Here is a 17,512-nt window from a genome sequence, read left to right on the forward strand (position 1 = left end):
CACATGAGCGAACGGGTGCTGGGGGTGGTGGAGCGGGAGGCGCTCGATCGTGCCCGTACGCGGATGGTCGCGTTGCGCGCCGAGCAGTACCGGTTGTTGGAGGACATCGCGGAGCTGGAGCGGCTCGGGGTGGCCGAGCAGACCGGGGACCGCAGTGCGATCCGGTTGTTGCAGGAGTGCGGCACTGTGGATCAGCCCGAGGCGAAGCGGCTGGTGGGTGAGGCCGCCGAGCTGACGGCGCGGGTGTCGCTGCGCGGTGAGCCGCTGCCGCCGCGGTTGCCGGTCACCGCGACCGTCGCCGGGGCGGGGGAGATTCACTCGGGGCACATCACCGTGATCCGGGAGACGATGACGCGGCTGGATCGGGTGGACGGGTTGTCGGTGGCCGATTGGTTCGGGGCCGAGCGCACGCTCGCCGAGCACGCGCGGGTGTTGCCGCCGCGGATGCTGCGCCGGTATGCGAAGGCGTTGATCGAGCACTTCGATCCCGACGGGGATGTCCCGCCCGAGGGCGAGGACGCCTGCGATGAGTTGCAGGTGGTGCGCCGCCGGGACGGGTCGCTGGCGTTCAAGGGCCGGTTGCATGATCCGGGCGATGCCGAGGCGTTCGTCGAGGTGATCGACGGGCTGGCGGTCCCGTTCGGGCCCGACGATCCGCGCAGCCTGGAGCGTCGCCGCCTCGACGGGCTCAAGGACCTCGTGCACGACGCGCGCCGCCCCGGCGGCCTCGCCGACGACACCGGCCACGAACACCCCGACACCGCGACCGACGACACCAGCACTGATGACACCGGCACTGATGACGAGGCCCTGATCCCCGAGCCCCGCCGCCCAGAACCGTCCTCCCCGCGCCCGGGGCCGGTGGACCGTCCGGGGCGGGCCTTGCTGACGATCACGATGGACCTGCGGTGGCTGCAGCAGGGCATCGGGCACGCCACCCTGGACTCCGGTGCCCTGGTCGACCCGCACACCGTGCGCCGCCTGGCCTGCGACGCCGAGATCGTCCCGATCGTCCTCGGGTCACGCTCCGAACCGCTGGACGTGGGGCGCCTTCAGCGCACCGTCACCGATGCCCTGCGCCGGGCGCTGAACCTGCGCGACGGTGGCTGCGCGTTCCCGAGCTGCTCACGCCGGCCGCGGCGTTGCCACGCCCACCACATCCGTTACTGGTTCCACGGTGGGTCGACCTGCCTGGACAACCTGGTGCTGCTCTGCCGCTTCCACCACCAGCTCATCCACGCCGGGCACTGGGTCATCGAGATCCAGGACGGACTCCCGTGGTTCACCCCGCCGGCCTGGATCGACCCCGACCAGCAACCCCGCCTCGGCGGACGACCCCGCGTCCCTCTCTGACCCGAGATGCAGTCCCGCGATCAGAAGCCGGTGTCGCTCCCGCTGCAGGAGACGACGGCGTACTGGCCGGTCGAGGTCTGGCGCGCGATCTCCTCGCCGTCAACGGTGATCCGGCAGGTGATCTCGCCGGACCCGTTCGACTGCGCCGTGAGCGAGTAGACCCCGAAACCGTCGGACGCCTCGACGGACTCGGTCCAGGGCAGGCGCTCGCCGTTGGCCTGGGAGACGCCGCCGTTCGTCCCGTAGGAGATCGACGTGGCGCGACCCGACCCCGTGACCTCGAAGACCACGCCCGACGCCGCGGGTGCGGAACTCTCGGCACCGCCGGTGGACGCCGCCGGCGCCGAGGACGGGGCAGCGGACGGCGCCGCGCCCGTCGTCCCGGTCGGGGCCGGCGAGCCCCCGCTGTTGATCACGGAGATGAGGATGATCAGGAGGACCACGCCGCCGACGATCCACGGCCACTTGCGGCTCTTCTTCGGAGCCGGCGGAGGCGGCGGCCACTGACCTGTCGGCTGCCCGTAGCCGGCCTGCGGAGCGCCGTACGGCGGGTTCTGCCCGCCGTGCCGGGGACCACCCGACGCGGCACCGTGGCCGCCCGGGGCCTGCGCGTAGCCGGGCGGCGGTGCGTACTGCGCCTGCTCCGGCAGGACCCAACGGCCCTGCTGCACGTCCCATTGCGGCGTCGGTGGCTGCGACAACTTCGTCCCCCCCGGATCTACGACTGAAGCGGCGATGGCGCCGGGCGTGACGGATCGGTCACGCAACGCTTCACTCGGATCAACGAGCTCCCATCCCCCCACGGTGCGACGACCGCTACAGTCCTTATCAAGGATTGACGAGTATCGAAGGAGAATCGATGGTCATCGTCGCCGGCCACCTCGAGGTCGAGCCCCGCCACCGCGCGGCCTACCTGGACCAGTGCACGACCGTGGTCACGCAGGCGCGGTCCGCCCCGGGCTGCCTCGACTTCGCGCTGAGCGCCGACATCGTCGACCCGGGCCGGATCAACATCTTCGAGCGCTGGGAGTCGCAGGAGGCCGTCGAGGCCTTCCGCGGCAGCGGGCCCAGCGACGAGCAGGGCGCGGCGATGCTCTCGGCCGAGGTCGCCGAGTACGACGTCGCCGACGTCCGGTCCCTGACCTGAGATTTCCGCCGGCGAAGCAGTGGGGACTGTCGGGGGGCCGTTCTACCGTTCGGTGCCATGGCTCTCTGGACCGACTTCGCCGCGGCCGCGCCCCGCATCGCCGAGGTCTTCACCCGTCGTCACGCCGCCACCGGCAAACTCTGCATGCTCGGGACGCTGCGTCCTGACGGCTTCCCCCGCATCAGCCCGATGGAGCCGCGCTTCCTCGAGGGCGACCTGTGGCTGGTGGGCATGCCCGACACCTCCAAGTTCGCCGACCTCGCGGCCGATCCGCGCTTCGCTCTCCACACCGCGACGGTGGACATGCAGGTCACCGACGGCGACGCGAAGATCTGGGGACGGGTCGAGGACGTGCGCGACGAGGCCCTGCACCAACGGTTCGCCGTGTCGGTCTACGAGGACATCGGGCTCGACCTGCGCGGCGCGACGTTCGACCAGTTCCTCCGGGCGGACATCGTCGGGGCCGCGTCCGTGGCCGTCGGGGACGAGCACATGGACGTCACCACGTGGCGCGAGGGCGGCACGGAGACGGTGATCCGGAAGCACTGACCCCGCGGCGGGGGATCAGCTCGGGAAGACGAACTGGTAGCCCTGGTCGCGCAGCCACGGCAGCAGCTGGCGCAGGGCCTCGACGGTCTGCTCGCGCGGCCCACCGCCGTCGTGGAAGAGGATCACCGCGCCCGGGTGCACCGACTGCTGCACGCTCGAGACGATCCCGCCCACGCCCGGCTGGGTCCAGTCGAGCGTGTCGACCGACCAGCCCAGGGGCCGCATGCCCGTCTGCGCCGCGGTCTGGTCCAGCTCCGGCGACCAGCGACCCTCCGGCGCCCGGAAGTAGTCGATGACGTTCGGCGGCGTCAGCACGTTGGCCAGCGAGTCGTGGCTGGTGAAGAGCTGCCGGCTCATGAGGTCCGGGGTGTTCGTCCCGACCGTCGCGTCGTGGGTCATCGTGTGGTCGCAGAGCCGGTGCCCCTCGCCGATCACGCGGCTGACCAGCTCCGGGTGCGCGACGGCCTGGTTGCCGATCATGCAGAACACCGCGGGCGCCTGGTACTCCTTGAGCAGGTCCAGCACCTCGGGCGTGTACTGCGGCGTCGGGCCGTCGTCGAACGTGAGCGCCACCGACGGCCGCTCGGTGCTCGTCGACGTGACACTCAGGAGAGACGACGTGATCGCCGGCCGCGCGGCGCCCGGCATACCCCGTGCGGGGGCGTCCTCCGCGGTCCGGGCCCGGATGCCGGCGGGCGCGCCCGCGGAGACGGCGGGGGCCGCGCTCCCGGCGAGCACGGTCTCCCGGCCGACGTCGGCGAGGACGACGACCGCGACCCCGACGACCAGCCCGACCGTCGTCAGCAGGCCGGCCCATCGATAGATGTAGGGCGGACTGACGATCTGGCGCAGGATGACGCGCTGCCGTTCCGTGAACATGAGCATCATCCGTCCCATCAGTCACAACCACCACACGCGTTACAAGCGATCGTCACCATAGAGGGCGTTCACGCGACGTTGCGCGCGACCCTCTACCTCTGATCGAGTGAATGTGTCGCCGGAACTGCTCGTAGACCTGGAGCGGTGTCGTCCGTCGAGTCGGTGAACGGCCGGGTCCTGCGGGCCATGGAGGCCACCACTGGCGTCAGCGGCATCGACCAGCGCATCCAACGCGTAGGACATCGTTGACATGTCGGCGATCTCCTACATATTGTGCTGGCGTGTCCACGGACGTCTTCCTCGCTCTGGCCAACCCGGCTCGCCGCCGGCTGCTCGAGCTGCTGGCCGACGGTCCGCGCACCGCGGGTGACCTCGCCGCCGAGTTCGACATGAGCCGCCCGTCCGTCGCGGAGCACCTCGCGGTCCTGCGGCAGGCGTCCCTGGTCACCGACGAGCCGCGCGGGCGGCAGCGCTTCTACTCGCTGAACCCGGACCCGCTCGAGGAGGTCGGGGCCTGGCTGCACCCGTTCGAACGCTTCTGGCGCCGCCGCCTGCGCGACATGGCCGATCTCCTGGAGAGCGAGGACGAGCAATGAGCTACCGACGGACGGGCTCGATCGAGGTCGACCAGTTCATCCGGGCGACGCCGGCGCGGGTCTGGGCGGCGCTGACCGACCCCGAGACGCACGCCCGCTGGTGGGCGCCGGGCGACGTCGCCGACGTCGTCGGGCACGAGTTCCATCTGGAGATGCCGGGCTTCGGCGCCGTGCCGTGCCGGGTCGTCGTCTCCGAGCCCCACGAGCGCTTCGTCTACACCTTCAACGAGGTCTGGACCCTGACCTGGCGGCTCGTCCCCGAGGGCGACGGCACCCGGCTCCTGCTGGAGCACTCGGGCTTCGACCTCGACGACCACCGCCAGCGCGACGCCTGCGAGCGCATGGGACCGGGCTGGCGCGACACCGTCCTCCCCCGCCTCGCGGAGCTCGCGGAGGACCTCGCCGCTCACGGCCGCGTGTAGGTCAGGAGCACCACCCCGGTCGACGTGGTCGTCGTCGCGGTCAGCGTGAGGTGGGTGAGCGGGCTGCCGTCGCCGAACATCCGCTTGCCGCCGCCGAGGATCACCGGGACGAGCAGCAGGCGGTACTCGTCGACGAGGTCGTGCTCCGCGAGCGCACCGAGCAGGCCGCCGGACCCGAAGACCACGAGGTCGCCGTCGACCTCGTCCTTGAGCCGGGCCACCTCGGCCGGGCCGTCGAGGCGACGGGAGTGGCCCCACGCCAGCGGGACGTCCGGGGATCGCGTGACCACGTACTTCGGCATCCGGTTCATCGCGGCGACGGCCGGGTCCGACTGATCGGCCCCGGCCCACGCGGCCGTGAAGATCTCGTACGATCGGCGCCCGAGCAGCATGCCCGCGGCGGTGGTGGTCGCCGCGCTCATGAACGACGCCATCGTGTCGTCGCCGTAGGGCGGGACCCAGCCGCCCGCGGCGAACCCGTCGTCGGGATCCTCGTCGGCGGACAGCGGCGACTGGATCACGCCGTCCAGGCTCACGAAGTTCACGACCAGCACCCGGGCCACGGCGGCGAGGCTAGCGGCCGATCCGTGTGCGGGATCGTGTCGAGACGGCACGATCGGCTCCGTCTCCCGGCCGAGACCGCGCACACCGAGGAAGGGACGACCGATGGACGCTCAGGAGATCGCCGGCGAGCTCGCTCAGCCCGGCGCGCAGGAACTGCTCGCCACGACCGCGGCCCACCTCGCCTACACGGTGGCGGACGGCACGCCGCGGGTCATCCCGGTCGGCTTCTTCTGGACCGGCGAGCAGGTGGTGATCGCCTCGGCCACCTCGTCACCGAAGGTCGCGACGCTGTCGGCCCGGCCGGACGTCGCCGTGACCGTCGACGGCGACGCGCCGACCGGAGCGCGGGCGCTGTCGATCCGCGGCCGGGCGAGCGTCGAGATCGTCGACGGCCTGGTCGAGGAGTACGTGATGGCCGCCCGGCGCAGCATGGACGCGGCGACGGCGGAGCAGTTCGTCGAGCAGTGCCGGAAGACCTACACGCAGGGGATGGCACGGATCGCGATCACGCCCAGCTGGGCGCGCTTCTACGACTTCGGCGCGGGCCGGCTGCCGCGGTTCCTGCAGGAGCTCGTCGAGGCGGCGGGCTGACTCACCGACGCGGCGTGTAGGCCAGCACCACCGCGCCGTTGCCGAGGTCGGTCACGCCCGTCAGGTCCAGGGCGGTCGTGCCGATGCCGGCCAGCAGTGACTCACCGCTCCCCGCGACGAACGGGGAGATGCTCAGGTGCAGCTCGTCCACCAGCCCCGCCTCGACGAGCGCCCGGCTGAACGGGCCGTTGCCGTACTTCACCAACGTGCCGTCGCCGGACTCCTTGAGCCGGGCGACGGCATCGACGGCGTCGCCGGCGAGGACCTCGGCGTTCCAGGTCGCTTCGGTCAACGTGGTGGACGCGACGTACTTCGGCAGCGAGTTGATCGTGTCGGCGATGCCGCCGGTCATGCTCGGCCACGTCGCGGCGAAGCCCTCGTACGTCGCGCGTCCGAGCACCAGACCGACGGCCGGCTCCAGGAGCCGGCGTTGGTACTCGAGGTGCTCGTCGTTGGTGGGGATCGCCATCTGCGCGGCCCAGAAGCCGTCCCCGGAGATCCTCCCGTCGAGGGAGAGGTGGTCGTACTCGATCAGTGTGCGCATGGCCGGAGTCGACCACCGCGGTGGTCGGTCGGTCTTGTACCGAACCGAATCCGCGCAGCAGGGTCAGAACGCGAGGAACGGGACGCCGGACCTCAGCTCGCCCGGGGTGTGGCCGGTCGCCCACCGCATCGCGCGCGCGAGCTGCGGCTGGTCGTAGTAGCCGCCCGTGGTCACCGCGTCGGCGATCGACCCGCCCGCCGCGAGGAACTGCGCGGCGTGCCGTGCCTGCTCGATGCTGGCGAGCTTGCGGCGTGAGATCCCCACGGCCCGACGGAACCGGAGCTGCGCCGTCCGTTCCGACATCGCCCGCGGCCGTTCGCCGTGGCGAATCCCGTCGACGACCGGATCGAAGAACAGCAGTCCTTCGCGCACCAGCCGGTCGACGAAGACGTCGACGTTCTGCTCGGTCGGCCTCTCCCAGTCCCGGCCGGCGAGCACGATCCGGTGGCCCGGCAGGGTCGGCAACAGAGCGTCGTTCAGGTCGGCCAGACCGGCCGGCGGGAACAGGGGCAGGTAGGCACCGAGCTGCAGCTCCACGCCGAAGAACTCCCAGCCCTCCGGGCAGGTGAGGGGCGTGGCCGCGGTCTCCGGCCCCCGGAGGTGCGCCGTCATCCGGTCGCCCTGCTGCGCGAACACCATCATCGAGGCGCCCTTGGCGGCCGAGATGAAGCTGGTCGTGGCGTCGCAGCGCGCCGACCACACCCGCTGCACGAGCGGGAACTCGCCGGCGACGGTGTCGAGACTCAGGCCCACGACGGGAGTCTAGGGACAGCTCGGCGTCGTCCGGCCCGTCTGATCCGGGTCGAGGGGGTGCGGGGCGGACGAGCCGGCCTGTAAGCCGGATCCTGTCCCCACGGGCCCTCGCGGTCCCGTGGGTGGCGACCATCCATCTCGGCCCGCCGTCGCCGGCGGGCTCCAGCGGTCTACCCGCAGGTCTCGGGCGGGCAGCCCTCGAACGACCTGCGCAGCGCCCCGCGGACGGGGCACCTTCTTGACCTTGCTCCGGGTGGGGTTTACCGAGCCGTCCTGGTCACCCAGGACGCTGGTGGTCTCTTACACCACCGTTTCACCCTCACCACCGGGCCGGAACCAGGAGCTCGAGCCCGATGGCGGTCTGTTCTCTGTGGCACTGTCCCGCGGGTCACCCCGGGTTGCTGTTGGCAACCACCCTGCCCTGTGGAGTCCGGACTTTCCTCGACGGACCCTCGTGGGGTCCGACGCGGTCGCCCGGCCGACTCGTCCGCGTCGACGAGCCTACAAGGACCCGGACCGTTAGCGTCGCGCACCGTGTCGGACCCGTCGGTGCTCCAGATCGTGCTGCTGGCCGGGCTCGGGCTGCTGGCCGGCGCGGTCAACGCGGTGGCGGGCGGCGGGTCGCTGATCGTCTTCCCCGCGCTGCTCGCGGTCGGACTGCCGCCCCTGCCGGCGAACGTCACGAACTCCGTCGCGCAGTGGCCGGGCTACGCCGGCTCGACGGTCAACGCGCGCCGCGAACTCCGGGGCCAGCGACGGCGGCTGATCAGCACGAGCATCGTCGCCGCGCTGGGCTCCGCGCTCGGGTGCGGGCTGCTGCTGATCCTCCCGCAGTCCGTGTTCGACGCCGTGGTGCCGGTCCTGGTGCTGCTCGCGAGCCTCACCCTCGGGGCGCAGCCGTGGATCAAGAAGTGGACGGGCCGGTCGGAGCGCACCGCCGACAACCCGAAGGTCCTGCTCCCGACGATCTTCTTCGCGGCCGTCTACGGCGGCTACTTCGGCGGGGCGCTGGGCGTGGTGCTCATCGCCGTGCTCTCGCTGCTCGCGCACGACACGCTGCAGCGGCTCAACGCCGTGAAGGTGCTGCTCTCGCTGGTGACGAGCACCGTGACGGTGATCCTCTTCGCCCTCTTCGCGCCCGTCGACTGGCTCGCGGTGCTGCTGCTCGCGCCGACGACGCTGATCGGTGGGTACCTCGGCATGGCCGTCGCCAAGAAGATGCCCGACGGGGTGCTGCGCTGGAGCGTCGTGGTGCTCGGCGTGGCCGTGGCGATCTACCTCTGGCTCCGCTGAGGGTATGAGGGTGGCGGGATGAGCACGGCCCTCGCGGTCGGCCTCCTCGCCGTCGTCCTCGTCGTCGCGGTCACCCGACCGCGGGGCCTCCCCGAAGCCGCCGCGGCGGTGCCCGCCGCCGCCGTGGTGCTGGCCGTCGGGCTCCTCACGCCGGCGGCGGCGTGGGAGGAGGTGCGCGAGCTCGGCCCGACCGTCGGATTCCTCGCCGCGGTGCTCGTCCTGGCCCACCTCGCGGACGCCGAGGGCGTGTTCCGGTGGGCCGGCGGGGTGCTGGCGCGGCGGTCGCACGGGCGCCCGCAGCGGCTGTTCGCGCTGGTCGTCGTCGCGGCGGCGCTGACGACCGCGGTGCTGAGCCTCGACGCGACGGTGGTGCTGCTGACCCCGGTCGTGCTCGACACGGTGCGACGGCTCGGCGCGCGCCCGGCCCCGCCGGCCTTTGCCTGCGCGCACCTGGCCAACAGCGGCTCGCTGCTCCTGCCCGTCGCGAACCTCACCAACCTGCTCGCCTTCCGGGCGACCGGCCTGGACTTCCTGGGCTTCGCCGCGCTGATGCTCCTGCCGCAGCTCGCGGTGCTGGTCGTGGAGTACGTCGGGCTGCGGATCACCTTCCGCCGGGAGCTCGCCGAGCCCGCCGGGCCCGACGAGGAGGGCGCGGGCGCCCCGCTCCCCCGTTTCGCCGTCGGGGTCCTGGCCGCCACGCTCGCCGGGTTCGCGGTCGCGTCGCCGCTGGGCGTGGAGCCGGTGTGGGTGGCGGTGGCGGGCGCGGCGGTGCTCGCGGTCCGAGCGCTCGCGGCGCGCGAGACCCACGTGCGCGACCTCGTCGCCGCGGCCTCGCCGGGCTTCTGCGTGTTCGTCCTCGGCCTCGGCGTCGTCGTCGCCGCGGTGACCGAGCGGGGTCTGGGCGACGTGATCGCCGGGCTCCTGCCCGCCGGGACCTCGTTCCCGGCGCTGCTCGGGCTGGCGGCGATCGCGGCGGTGCTCGCGAACCTCGTCAACAACCTGCCCGCGACACTCGTCCTGCTCGCCGCGCTCGGCCCGACCCCGGCCACGGGTGCGGTGCTCGCCATGCTGATCGGCGTGAACGTCGGCCCGAACCTCACCCCGGTCGGCTCGCTGGCCACGCTCCTGTGGCGCCGGGTGCTGGCCGTCCGCGGCGTACCGGCGCCGCTCGGGACGTTCACGCTCGCCGGGCTCGCCACGGTCCCGGCGTGCCTCGTCGCCGGGACGGGCGCGCTTGCCCTCGTCCTGTCCTGGTGATCAGCGCAGCGCGGCGTTGAACGACTCGGTGTCCGCGATCTGCTCGAAGTGCACGAGCCGGCCGTCCCGCATCTGCCAGACGTGGGCGAAGCGGGCCGCCATCGACTTCCCCGTCGCACGGCTGGTCCCCCGGTAGGTGCCGACGGCGACGACGAGCTCCCCCTGGGCGACCACACGCTCGGGCTCGACGAGGAAGACCTCCCACGCGTTGCCGATGGGCACGAAAACGCCGTCGACGACGCCCTGTGGCCCGTGGAACGTGCCCGCGTTGGGCGCGGTGGACTCGACCCAGACCAGCTCGGGATCGAAGTGCTCGAGCACGGCGGGGATGTCGCCCCGGCCGAAGGCGTCGTAGACCGCGCGGGCGATGGTCGCGTTGTCGGTGGTCGTGGTCATGGGTGCTCCCCTGCTCGATGCGTGCTCACGAGCGTGGGACCGCGCGGGCGCGCCGGACAGGTCGCGAACTACGTACGAGCCGTCATCGCCTGCGTCCCCAGCGCCGCCAGCAGGTCGAGGCGCCCGCGCGCGTCGCTGCCCGGGGTGGGCGTGAAGACGAGCAGCCGCAGGTCGTCCTCGGCGGTGGTGAGGGTGTCGCAGTCGAGCTCGATGTCACCGACCTCGGGGTGCACGACCGTCTTGTGGCTCTGGTGGTGCCCGGCGACGACGCCGGAGTCCCACAGCCCGGCGAACTCGTCGCTGGCGCGGTACAGGTCCTCGACGAGGGTGCTCAGCTCCGGGTCGTGCGGGTAGCGGCTGGTACTCCCGCGCAGGTCGGCGACCAGGGACGCGGCGAGGGCGTCGCGCTCCTCGCGGGTGTGGCGCACGCGGTCATTGGCCTCGCCCTCGGTGAAGATCCGCCAGAGCGTGCTGCGCCGTCGCTCCTCGAGCGCCGTCGGGTCGCCCATGAGCGCGGCGTAGAGCGGGTTCCAGGAGACCAGCGTCCAGGTGACGTCGAGGACGCCGATCGGGCTGTCGTGCAGCGCCTCGACGATCCGGCGCACGCCGGCGGGGATGCGCCGGGAGATCCGCCCGCGGTCGGCGGCGTGCCCGGCGAGGCGGAACAGGTGGGCCTGCTCGGCATCGGAGAGCCGCAGGGCCCGGGCCAGCGAGGCGCAGACCTGCGCCGACGGGGTGCGCGTGCGGCCCTGCTCGAGGCGCACGACGTAGTCGATGGAGATGCCGGCGAGCAGCGCGAGCTCCTCGCGGCGCAGACCCGGGGCGCGACGCGGCGCGTTGACGGCCATGCCGACCTCGGCGGGGTCGGTGCGGTCGCGCCAGGTGCGCAGGGACGCGGCGAGTTCACCGGTGCTCACGCCCCGATCATCCGCCCGCCGCCACCCCGTGGGGGGTACGGGATGTACCAGGACGACCCGGCACTCCCCACCGGCGTGCCGCCTGGCGCAGGGTGGGGACATGACCTCACCGGCACTCACCGACCGCCTCGCGCTCGCCGACGACCTCGTCCTCACGCGCATGGGCTACGGCACCATGCAGCTCGCCGGCCCCCACGTCATGGGCCCGCCGCGCGACCGCGACGAGGCGATCGCCGTCCTGCGCGAGGCCGTCGACCGCGGTGTCACCCACATCGACACCAGCGACTACTACGGCCCGTTCATCGTCAACGAGATCCTCCGCGAGGCCCTCCACCCCTACCCCGACGATCTGCGGATCGTCACCAAGGTCGGCTGCCGGCGCGGGGACGACGGGTCGTGGAACCTCGACACCTCGCCCGACGAGCTCGTCCGCGAGGTGCACGAGAACCTCGGGCGGCTCGGCCTGGAGACCCTCGACGTCGTCAACCTGCGCGTCTCCGACGACCACGACGAGTCGCTCGCCGAGGCCTTCGCGACGCTGGCGAAGCTGCAGGAGCAGGGCCTCGTCCGTCACCTCGGGGTCAGCAACGTCTCCCCCGCCCAGCTCGCCGAGGCCCGCACGGTGGCGCCGGTGGTGTGCGTGCAGAACCACTACAACCTGGTGCACCGCACCGACGACGACCTCGTCGACCACTGCGCCGCCGAGGGGATCGCGTACACGTCGTTCTTCCCGCTCGGTGGGTTCTCGCCGCTCCAGTCGGACACGCTCGCACGCGTCGCGCAGGACGTCGGGGCGACGCCGCAGCAGACCGCCCTGGCGTGGCTCCTGCAGCGCTCCCCGACGATGCTGCTGATCCCCGGGACGTCGTCGCGGGAGCACCTGCGCGAGAACCTGGCCGCCGCCGACCTGGTCCTGCCGCCCGAGGCCGTGGCCGAGCTGGACTCGATCAGCCAGGGCTGACCCGGCTGAGCTGGCCGACCCGGGCCGGTCGCGTTGCGCGACCGGCCCGGTGCTCGGCAGGCTCTGTCGACGTGACGACCCCCGAGGCGGCCGACCGTGCCCACGTCCGCGAGCAGGCGCTGGGCATCGCGGCGGGCTGGTCGCCGCCCGACGCCCCGGCGACCTGGGAGCTGACCGCGGAGCTCTTCCGCGCGATCGCCACCGAGCCCGACCTGCTCGGATCGCCGCGGGCATCCCCGCCGACCGGCTCCCGCCCCTGCTGCTCAGCGCCGCCCTCCGCTACCTCGTGGCCCGGCGGGGCCCCGAGCCGCTCGCCGGCTACTTCCCGACGCCCGGGTCCGGGCAGCCGCGCCTCGACGAGGGGTTCCGGCCGGCGCTCGTCGCCTTCGCCCGCGAGCACGCCGCCGAGCTCGCCCAGCTCTGCGCCGAGCACCGCTACCAGATGAACGAGGTCGCGCGGAGCGCCGACGTGCTGGCTGTCCTCGGGGCTGTCCACGGAGCGGGCCGGCTCGACCCCGACCGGCCCCTCGCGCTCGTCGACCTCGGCACCGGGGCAGGCCTCGGCCTGCACCTCGACCGCTACCGGTACCGCTTCGGCGACCGGACCCTCGGCGACCCGGACGCCGCGCTGACGATCACCCCCGAGTTGCGCGGCCGCCCCGCCCCGCTGCCGTCGCGGATGCCGACGATCGCCGCGCGCCTCGGGGTGGACGTCGAGCCCCTCGACCTCGGCGACCACCGGGTGCGCGAGTGGCTCGCCGCCTGCATCCCGCCCGAGACGACGGCCGTCGACCGGTTCGCGGCCGCCTCGGAGGTCGCCCGCGCGCACCCGGCGGACCTCGTGCGCGCCGAGGTCGTCGACGACGTCGTCGGCCTGTGCGCGCGGATGCCCGAGGACGCGCTGCTCGTGCTCGTCGACACCTACGTGCACGTGTTCCTCACCGACGAGCAGCGGGCGCGGTTCCGCCGCCAGCTCACCGAGCTGGGCCGCGACCTCGTGTGGATCTCGGTGGACCCGCTCGTGCCGCTGGGCCCGGAGGGCACCGAGAGCGTCCAGTACCTGCCCGTCCCGCCGCGCGCGCTGGAGGCCTCGCGCGCCGGTGTCACGGGGGTCGTCGGGCAGCTCTCGGTGTCCCGCGACGGCACGGCCGAGGGCGAGGTGCTCGGGCTCGCGCACCCGGGCGGCGCGTGGATCGAGTGGCTGTAGGCGCTCGGGCCAGGTACCGCTAGGCCCTTACCGCTGAGCCAGGTACGACGTGTCGTTGACCAGGCGCACCGAGGCCCCGCCGTCGGGCCAGAACTCGACGACCGACAGGCACGCCAGGTCGAGGTGCAGGCGGAAGAGCAGCGACGGCCCGGCGTCGAGGGCGCGGCGCAGGATCAGCTTGATCGGCGTGACGTGGCTGACGACGACGACGGTCTGGCCGGGGAACCGGCCCAGGAGGTCGCCGAGGGCGGCGTCGACGCGCTGGGCGACGACGTCGAAGCTCTCCCCGTCCGGCGGGCTGACGCTGCTGTCGCCCAGCCAGGCACGGTGGACGTCGGGGTCCTGCGCGGCGGCCTCGGAGAAGGTCAGGCCCTCCCAGGCGCCGAAGTCGGTCTCGGTGAGGCGCTCGTCGACCCCTACCGGCAGCCCGAGCACCCCGGCCACCGGCTCGGCGGTCTGGCGGGCCCGCGTCAGCGGGGAGCTGATCACGGCGCGGATGTCCCCGTTGCTGCCGACGTGCCGGGCCGCCAGCGCGGTCGCCGCGGCGGCGGCCTGCTCGAGGCCGTCGCGGGTGAGCTCCGGGTCGCCCCGGCCCGAGTAGCGGCGCTCGACCGACAGCGGGCTCTGCCCGTGGCGCAGCAGCAGCAGGCGGGTGGGCATCGTCGACCCGCGCCCCGTCCACGAGCCCGCGGTGGTCATACGCTCGCCTTCCCGGAGCTCTTCTCGGTGCGCACCACGATCGTCCCGCACTGCTCGCACCGCACGACGTCGTCGGGCGCGGCCGCCGCCACGGCGCGGATCTCGTTGCGGTCCATCTCGATCCGGCAGCCGCCGCAGCGCGCACCGACGAGCTCGCCGGCACCGGTGCCGGTGCGGGCGCGCAGCTGGTCGTAGAGCGCGAGGAGGTCCTCGGGCAGGGTCGTCGCCAGCTCGGCGCGCTCGGCGCCGCGGCGCGCCTCCAGCACGTCGATGTCGCCGAGCACGCCGTCGCGGCGCTCGACGGCGTCGGCGAGCGCGGTCTCGGCGGCGTCGAGGGCGGCCTGCTCGTGCGCGAGGTCGGTCTCGGCGGCGTCGAGGCGCTCCATGGCCTCGAGCTGGGAGTCCTCGAGCACGCCGCGGCGCCGGGCGAGGGTGTCGAGCTCGTGGGACAGGTCGGTCACCTGCTTCGCCGAGACGCCGCCGGAGTCGACCAGCCCGCGGTCGCGCTCCTCGCGCGCGGTGACCTGCGCGACCTCCTGCTCGAGCTTCGCCACGTCCCGGCCCAGGTCGCCGACCGAGGTGCGCGCGGTGACGACCGCGTCGCGGTGGGCGCGGACGGTGGTCTCGGCGTCCTCCACCGCGGTCTGCTCGGGCATGGTTCGGCGACGGTGCTGCGCGCGGGCGAGCTCGGCGTCCAGCCCGGCGAGGTCGAGCAGACGGCGTTGGGCGGACGGGTCGGCCTTCACGAGATCACGGCTCCTGCTGAGGACGGTTCGGGCGAGGGGCTGCCGAGGGACCAGGCGTCGGTGCGGGTGGTCGACACCGTGATCTCCAGCTCCGGCGCGGCCGCGGCGAGCACGGCAGCCGCCTGGGCGCACCACGGGTGCTCGGAGGCCCAGTGGGCGACGTCGACCAGCGCCGGCGCGCCGGCCTCGGCGAGGTGGTCGGTGGCGGGGTGGTGGCGCAGGTCGGCGGTGACGTAGACGTCGACGCCGGCCGCGCGGGCGAGGTGGAGCATCGAGTCGCCCGCCCCGCCCGAGACGGCGACGCGCCGCACGGTGCGCTGCGGGTCGCCGCCGGTGCGCACGCCCCACGCCGTCGCCGGCAGGGCGTCGGCGACACGGCGACTGAAGTCGGCGAGCGACTCGGGGGCGCTCAACGACCCGATCCGGCCGATCCCCACGGATCCGTCGTCCTGCGGGGCCAGCGGCGCCTCCACCGTCACCCCGAGCGCCTCGGCCAGCGCGTCGGACACCCCGGGGCGGGCGGCGTCGGCGTTGGTGTGGGCGGTGAACAGGGCCACGCCGTGGCGGATCAGCCGGTGCACCGCCGTGCCCTTCGGGCCGGTCGCGGCCACCCCGTGCACGCCGCGCAGCAGCAGCGGGTGGTGGGTGACGAGCAGGTCGGCCCCGACCGTCACGGCCTCCTCGATCACCTCGGGCAGGGGGTCGACGGCGATCAGGACGCGGCGGACGCCCTCGGCCGGGTCGCCCACCGCCAGGCCGACCGCGTCCCAGTCCTGCGCCAGCGCGGGCGGGTAGGCCGCCTCGAGGGCGGCGACGGCGTCGACGACGGTGACGGGGGGCATGGCCCCCCATTCTGCCCACCGGCGGCGGGCGGCACCGGGCGGGCGGGATCAGGGATAGACCTGCCGGCGCAGGCCGTCCACCCACGGGTCGAGGGCGGCGACGATCCCGTCCCACGGGGCCTGCCACAGCGCGACGAGGACGACGAGCAGGACGAGGACCACCAGCGCCGCCCGGAAGGCCCGCACGTGCACCGGGGGCGTGCTCACGCCGGCTCCCCGACGGCGCCGACCGTGACGGCCGTGCGCGCCGGCGGGAGCGGCAGGCGGCCCCGCTCGGCGAGCCAGCGCAGCGGGGCGAGAGCGGTGTGGCGGTCGTCGGGCTCCCAGCCGGTGTGCGAGGAGACGAGGAAGTACCCGACGGCGGCGAAGTCCCGCTCGGCCGCGACGACCAGCTGGTCCTGGCCGTGGTCGCACAGCCAGCGGCGCACGGCGAGCCGGTCGGGCCGCAGGTCGGCGGCGATGGGGTGGTCGACGAGCAGGTCGGCCTTGACCACGACGACGGCGAGGTCGGTGCGGTCGAGGCGGGCGCCGAAGTCGCGCAGCCGGGGCACCGTCGCGTCGTAGGCGACCTCGGGCGGGTCGACAGCCGGCGCCGCCTCGGCCTCGTCCACCGGGCCGCGCAGCACCTCGTCGGCGACCTCGGGGATCGAGAACGGGTCGACGACCACGATCATCTGCCCGGCCTCGTCCAGGAACCGCAGGTCCTCGGTGGCCGAGCGGGTGGAGAAGAGCTCGCCGGCGGCGTCGAAGGTGTGCAGCAGCGCCCGGCGCCGGCCCTGGGTCACCGTGCACACGAGACCCACCGGCGCGGCCGCCTCGGTCTTGGCGACACGGCCCGCGCGGACCTGCTCCACGCCCTCGCGGAAGCGCGCGGCGTCGGCCTCCCGGCGCGGCTCCAGCGTCCCGCCGCCCGCGACCGCCTGCCGGCGCAACGCCTCGAGCCCGGCGTAGATCAGGCTCGTCTTGCCGGCCGAGACGGGACCGAGCACCGGGATGCTGACGTCCGTCCAAACCCCCGAGCCGTCCTCGAGGGCCTCGTCGCACTGGGGGCAGCGCGGGGCGTGGTCCCGCCCGGCGCGCGACACCGTCGTCGGCATCGGGCGCCCGCAGCGACAGCGGTGCACCAGCACGCCGAGCCGGCTCGGCCGCACGTCGTGGTGCACGAGGCCGCACGCGCAGGCGTAGCCGGGCAGGGTGGTCCGCCAGAAGCAGTACGGGCACCGCGCCGCGGCCCGGTTGCGCCGCCGCAGCAGGGCGTCGACGGCCCGCAGGAGCCGTCCGGCCGCGCCCCACACGAGCGCGGCGAGCGCGAGCCCGGTGACGACGAGGGCGAGCACCGCGAGCCCCGTCACGACCGCGCCGACGGTGACCGCGAGCAGCAGCAGGAGCCCGGCGATCCCGAGCGGCCAGAGGGCCAGCCACGCCTGCGGGTTCAGCAGGCCCCCGAGCGGCGACCAGAGCGCCCCGAGCGCGTCGCGCCCGCGGCGGGCCATCGCGCCGACGTCGACCCGGGCCTGGCCGGCCAGGTAGTGCGGCCAGGCGCGGTCACGCCCGTGGCCCGGGGGCGCGGGCGGGAACCAGGGCCCGTCGACGTCGTCGGGGGTGAGCAGGTCGGTGTCGGCCGCGAACGGGCCGGAGAGCAGGACGACCAGCGCCCCGAGGGCCCCGAGCAGCACGCCCACCAGCACCAGCCAACCCGCGAAGGGCCACACGACGAACCAGAGGAACGCGGCGCACAGCGCGAGGTAGGCCGTGACCCCGAGGACGGCGAGGGCCGCGAGGGCCGCCTGCGGCAC

Annotated in this window: 22 protein-coding genes and 1 other RNA gene; 10 read left to right on the plus strand and 13 right to left on the minus strand. The window is 73.9% G+C overall.

Annotated features, from left to right (window positions below; genetic code table 11):
• The first annotated feature begins 3 nt into the window (after positions 1 to 3).
• Positions 4 to 1,353 carry a DUF222 domain-containing protein gene (locus ACQPYN_RS19680; RefSeq protein ID WP_433026391.1) on the plus strand — a complete coding sequence of 450 codons (1,350 nt, stop codon included), beginning with the start codon at positions 4 to 6 and terminating at the stop codon, positions 1,351 to 1,353.
• Positions 1,354 to 1,373: 20 nt separating this feature from the next.
• On the opposite strand, the gene ACQPYN_RS19685 is transcribed toward ACQPYN_RS19680, so the two are convergent.
• Positions 1,374 to 2,024 (minus strand): MmpS family transport accessory protein, encoded by a 651-nt coding sequence (locus ACQPYN_RS19685; RefSeq protein ID WP_433026394.1) that lies wholly within the window; start codon positions 2,022 to 2,024, stop codon positions 1,374 to 1,376.
• A gap of 188 nt (positions 2,025 to 2,212) precedes the next feature.
• On the opposite strand from ACQPYN_RS19685, the gene ACQPYN_RS19690 reads away from it, so the two are divergent.
• Together ACQPYN_RS19690 and ACQPYN_RS19695 are read left to right on the plus strand one after the other, a co-directional pair.
• On the plus strand, positions 2,213 to 2,500 hold the full coding sequence (locus ACQPYN_RS19690; RefSeq protein WP_433026397.1) for a putative quinol monooxygenase: 288 nt from the start codon (positions 2,213 to 2,215) through the stop codon (positions 2,498 to 2,500).
• Between the two features lie 57 nt (positions 2,501 to 2,557).
• Positions 2,558 to 3,049, plus strand: a complete 492-nt coding sequence (locus ACQPYN_RS19695; RefSeq protein ID WP_433026400.1) for a pyridoxamine 5'-phosphate oxidase family protein — start codon at positions 2,558 to 2,560, stop codon at positions 3,047 to 3,049.
• 15 nt (positions 3,050 to 3,064) lie between these two features.
• On the opposite strand, the gene ACQPYN_RS19700 is transcribed toward ACQPYN_RS19695, so the two are convergent.
• Positions 3,065 to 3,946, minus strand: coding sequence for a polysaccharide deacetylase family protein (locus ACQPYN_RS19700; protein ID WP_433026403.1), 882 nt, complete (start codon positions 3,944 to 3,946; stop codon positions 3,065 to 3,067).
• Between the two features lie 263 nt (positions 3,947 to 4,209).
• Between ACQPYN_RS19700 and ACQPYN_RS19705 the strand changes: the two genes are divergently transcribed.
• Positions 4,210 to 4,524 carry a metalloregulator ArsR/SmtB family transcription factor gene (locus ACQPYN_RS19705; protein WP_433026406.1) on the plus strand — a complete coding sequence of 105 codons (315 nt, stop codon included), beginning with the start codon at positions 4,210 to 4,212 and terminating at the stop codon, positions 4,522 to 4,524.
• A complete protein-coding gene (locus ACQPYN_RS19710) occupies positions 4,521 to 4,946 on the plus strand; it encodes an SRPBCC family protein (protein WP_433026408.1) in 426 nt (141 codons plus the stop codon). Before ACQPYN_RS19705 ends, ACQPYN_RS19710 begins: the two co-directional genes overlap by 4 nt.
• Here ACQPYN_RS19710 and ACQPYN_RS19715 read toward each other — a convergent pair.
• Positions 4,931 to 5,509 (minus strand): dihydrofolate reductase family protein, encoded by a 579-nt coding sequence (locus ACQPYN_RS19715; RefSeq protein ID WP_433026411.1) that lies wholly within the window; start codon positions 5,507 to 5,509, stop codon positions 4,931 to 4,933. The genes ACQPYN_RS19710 and ACQPYN_RS19715 overlap by 16 nt on opposite strands.
• Before the next feature lie 103 nt (positions 5,510 to 5,612).
• Between ACQPYN_RS19715 and ACQPYN_RS19720 the strand changes: the two genes are divergently transcribed.
• Complete coding sequence (locus ACQPYN_RS19720; RefSeq protein ID WP_433026414.1) at positions 5,613 to 6,101, plus strand: pyridoxamine 5'-phosphate oxidase family protein; 489 nt, start codon at positions 5,613 to 5,615, stop codon at positions 6,099 to 6,101.
• Between the two features lies 1 nt (position 6,102).
• On the opposite strand, the gene ACQPYN_RS19725 is transcribed toward ACQPYN_RS19720, so the two are convergent.
• The 3 genes from ACQPYN_RS19725 to rnpB form a co-directional block, all read right to left on the minus strand.
• Positions 6,103 to 6,645 (minus strand): dihydrofolate reductase family protein, encoded by a 543-nt coding sequence (locus ACQPYN_RS19725; RefSeq protein WP_433026417.1) that lies wholly within the window; start codon positions 6,643 to 6,645, stop codon positions 6,103 to 6,105.
• Between the two features lie 63 nt (positions 6,646 to 6,708).
• Entirely contained in the window at positions 6,709 to 7,398 is a 690-nt protein-coding gene (locus ACQPYN_RS19730) for a helix-turn-helix domain-containing protein (protein ID WP_433026420.1), read from the minus strand.
• 65 nt (positions 7,399 to 7,463) lie between these two features.
• Positions 7,464 to 7,884: RNase P RNA component class A (gene rnpB / locus ACQPYN_RS19735), an RNA gene on the minus strand.
• A 48-nt stretch (positions 7,885 to 7,932) separates the two neighbouring features.
• Here rnpB and ACQPYN_RS19740 point away from each other — a divergent pair.
• Positions 7,933 to 8,691, plus strand: a complete 759-nt coding sequence (locus ACQPYN_RS19740; RefSeq protein WP_433026423.1) for a sulfite exporter TauE/SafE family protein — start codon at positions 7,933 to 7,935, stop codon at positions 8,689 to 8,691.
• A gap of 18 nt (positions 8,692 to 8,709) precedes the next feature.
• Positions 8,710 to 9,948 (plus strand): SLC13 family permease, encoded by a 1,239-nt coding sequence (locus ACQPYN_RS19745; RefSeq protein ID WP_433026426.1) that lies wholly within the window; start codon positions 8,710 to 8,712, stop codon positions 9,946 to 9,948.
• On the opposite strand, the gene ACQPYN_RS19750 is transcribed toward ACQPYN_RS19745, so the two are convergent.
• Both ACQPYN_RS19750 and ACQPYN_RS19755 read right to left on the minus strand, forming a co-directional pair.
• Complete coding sequence (locus tag ACQPYN_RS19750) at positions 9,949 to 10,344, minus strand: nuclear transport factor 2 family protein (RefSeq protein ID WP_433026429.1); 396 nt, start codon at positions 10,342 to 10,344, stop codon at positions 9,949 to 9,951.
• 68 nt (positions 10,345 to 10,412) lie between these two features.
• Positions 10,413 to 11,261: a helix-turn-helix domain-containing protein gene (locus tag ACQPYN_RS19755; RefSeq protein WP_433026432.1), complete on the minus strand. Its 849-nt coding sequence runs from the start codon at positions 11,259 to 11,261 to the stop codon at positions 10,413 to 10,415.
• A 100-nt stretch (positions 11,262 to 11,361) separates the two neighbouring features.
• On the opposite strand from ACQPYN_RS19755, the gene ACQPYN_RS19760 reads away from it, so the two are divergent.
• Both ACQPYN_RS19760 and ACQPYN_RS19765 read left to right on the plus strand, forming a co-directional pair.
• Positions 11,362 to 12,222 (plus strand): oxidoreductase, encoded by an 861-nt coding sequence (locus tag ACQPYN_RS19760; RefSeq protein ID WP_433026435.1) that lies wholly within the window; start codon positions 11,362 to 11,364, stop codon positions 12,220 to 12,222.
• 49 nt (positions 12,223 to 12,271) lie between these two features.
• Positions 12,272 to 13,429 (plus strand): DUF2332 family protein, encoded by a 1,158-nt coding sequence (locus ACQPYN_RS19765; RefSeq protein WP_433026438.1) that lies wholly within the window; start codon positions 12,272 to 12,274, stop codon positions 13,427 to 13,429.
• A gap of 27 nt (positions 13,430 to 13,456) precedes the next feature.
• Here the strand turns inward: ACQPYN_RS19765 and ACQPYN_RS19770 are convergent, their stop codons facing one another.
• From ACQPYN_RS19770 to ACQPYN_RS19790, 5 genes are read right to left on the minus strand one after another with little or no spacing between them, the layout of a single operon-like run.
• Positions 13,457 to 14,128: a histidine phosphatase family protein gene (locus ACQPYN_RS19770; protein WP_433026441.1), complete on the minus strand. Its 672-nt coding sequence runs from the start codon at positions 14,126 to 14,128 to the stop codon at positions 13,457 to 13,459.
• Positions 14,125 to 14,874, minus strand: a complete 750-nt coding sequence (locus ACQPYN_RS19775; RefSeq protein WP_433026444.1) for a zinc ribbon domain-containing protein — start codon at positions 14,872 to 14,874, stop codon at positions 14,125 to 14,127. The genes ACQPYN_RS19770 and ACQPYN_RS19775 overlap by 4 nt, the downstream gene beginning before the upstream one ends.
• Positions 14,871 to 15,716, minus strand: coding sequence for a Nif3-like dinuclear metal center hexameric protein (locus tag ACQPYN_RS19780; protein ID WP_433026447.1), 846 nt, complete (start codon positions 15,714 to 15,716; stop codon positions 14,871 to 14,873). The genes ACQPYN_RS19775 and ACQPYN_RS19780 overlap by 4 nt, the downstream gene beginning before the upstream one ends.
• A gap of 48 nt (positions 15,717 to 15,764) precedes the next feature.
• Entirely contained in the window at positions 15,765 to 15,923 is a 159-nt protein-coding gene (locus ACQPYN_RS19785; protein ID WP_433026450.1) for a hypothetical protein, read from the minus strand.
• On the minus strand, positions 15,920 to 17,512 hold the full coding sequence (locus tag ACQPYN_RS19790) for a TRAFAC clade GTPase domain-containing protein (RefSeq protein WP_433026453.1): 1,593 nt from the start codon (positions 17,510 to 17,512) through the stop codon (positions 15,920 to 15,922). The genes ACQPYN_RS19785 and ACQPYN_RS19790 overlap by 4 nt, the downstream gene beginning before the upstream one ends.

Source organism: Actinomycetospora sp. CA-053990 (assembly GCF_050948445.1).
In the GTDB taxonomy this organism is placed as follows: domain Bacteria; phylum Actinomycetota; class Actinomycetes; order Mycobacteriales; family Pseudonocardiaceae; genus Actinomycetospora; species Actinomycetospora callitridis.

Excerpts from the sequence above, each read along its gene's own strand:
- ACQPYN_RS19690 (WP_433026397.1), top strand. The coding sequence starts at position 2,213 with ATGGTCATCGTCGCCGGCCACCTCGAGGTCGAGCCCCGCCACCGCGCG.
- ACQPYN_RS19770 (WP_433026441.1), bottom strand. The coding sequence starts at position 14,128 with ATGACCACCGCGGGCTCGTGGACGGGGCGCGGGTCGACGATGCCCACC.
- ACQPYN_RS19680 (WP_433026391.1), top strand. The coding sequence starts at position 4 with ATGAGCGAACGGGTGCTGGGGGTGGTGGAGCGGGAGGCGCTCGATCGT.
- ACQPYN_RS19745 (WP_433026426.1), top strand. The coding sequence starts at position 8,710 with ATGAGCACGGCCCTCGCGGTCGGCCTCCTCGCCGTCGTCCTCGTCGTC.
- ACQPYN_RS19760 (WP_433026435.1), top strand. The coding sequence starts at position 11,362 with ATGACCTCACCGGCACTCACCGACCGCCTCGCGCTCGCCGACGACCTC.
- ACQPYN_RS19695 (WP_433026400.1), top strand. The coding sequence starts at position 2,558 with ATGGCTCTCTGGACCGACTTCGCCGCGGCCGCGCCCCGCATCGCCGAG.
- ACQPYN_RS19720 (WP_433026414.1), top strand. The coding sequence starts at position 5,613 with ATGGACGCTCAGGAGATCGCCGGCGAGCTCGCTCAGCCCGGCGCGCAG.
- ACQPYN_RS19780 (WP_433026447.1), bottom strand. The coding sequence starts at position 15,716 with ATGCCCCCCGTCACCGTCGTCGACGCCGTCGCCGCCCTCGAGGCGGCC.
- ACQPYN_RS19725 (WP_433026417.1), bottom strand. The coding sequence starts at position 6,645 with ATGCGCACACTGATCGAGTACGACCACCTCTCCCTCGACGGGAGGATC.
- ACQPYN_RS19700 (WP_433026403.1), bottom strand. The coding sequence starts at position 3,946 with ATGGGACGGATGATGCTCATGTTCACGGAACGGCAGCGCGTCATCCTG.
- ACQPYN_RS19750 (WP_433026429.1), bottom strand. The coding sequence starts at position 10,344 with ATGACCACGACCACCGACAACGCGACCATCGCCCGCGCGGTCTACGAC.
- ACQPYN_RS19710 (WP_433026408.1), top strand. The coding sequence starts at position 4,521 with ATGAGCTACCGACGGACGGGCTCGATCGAGGTCGACCAGTTCATCCGG.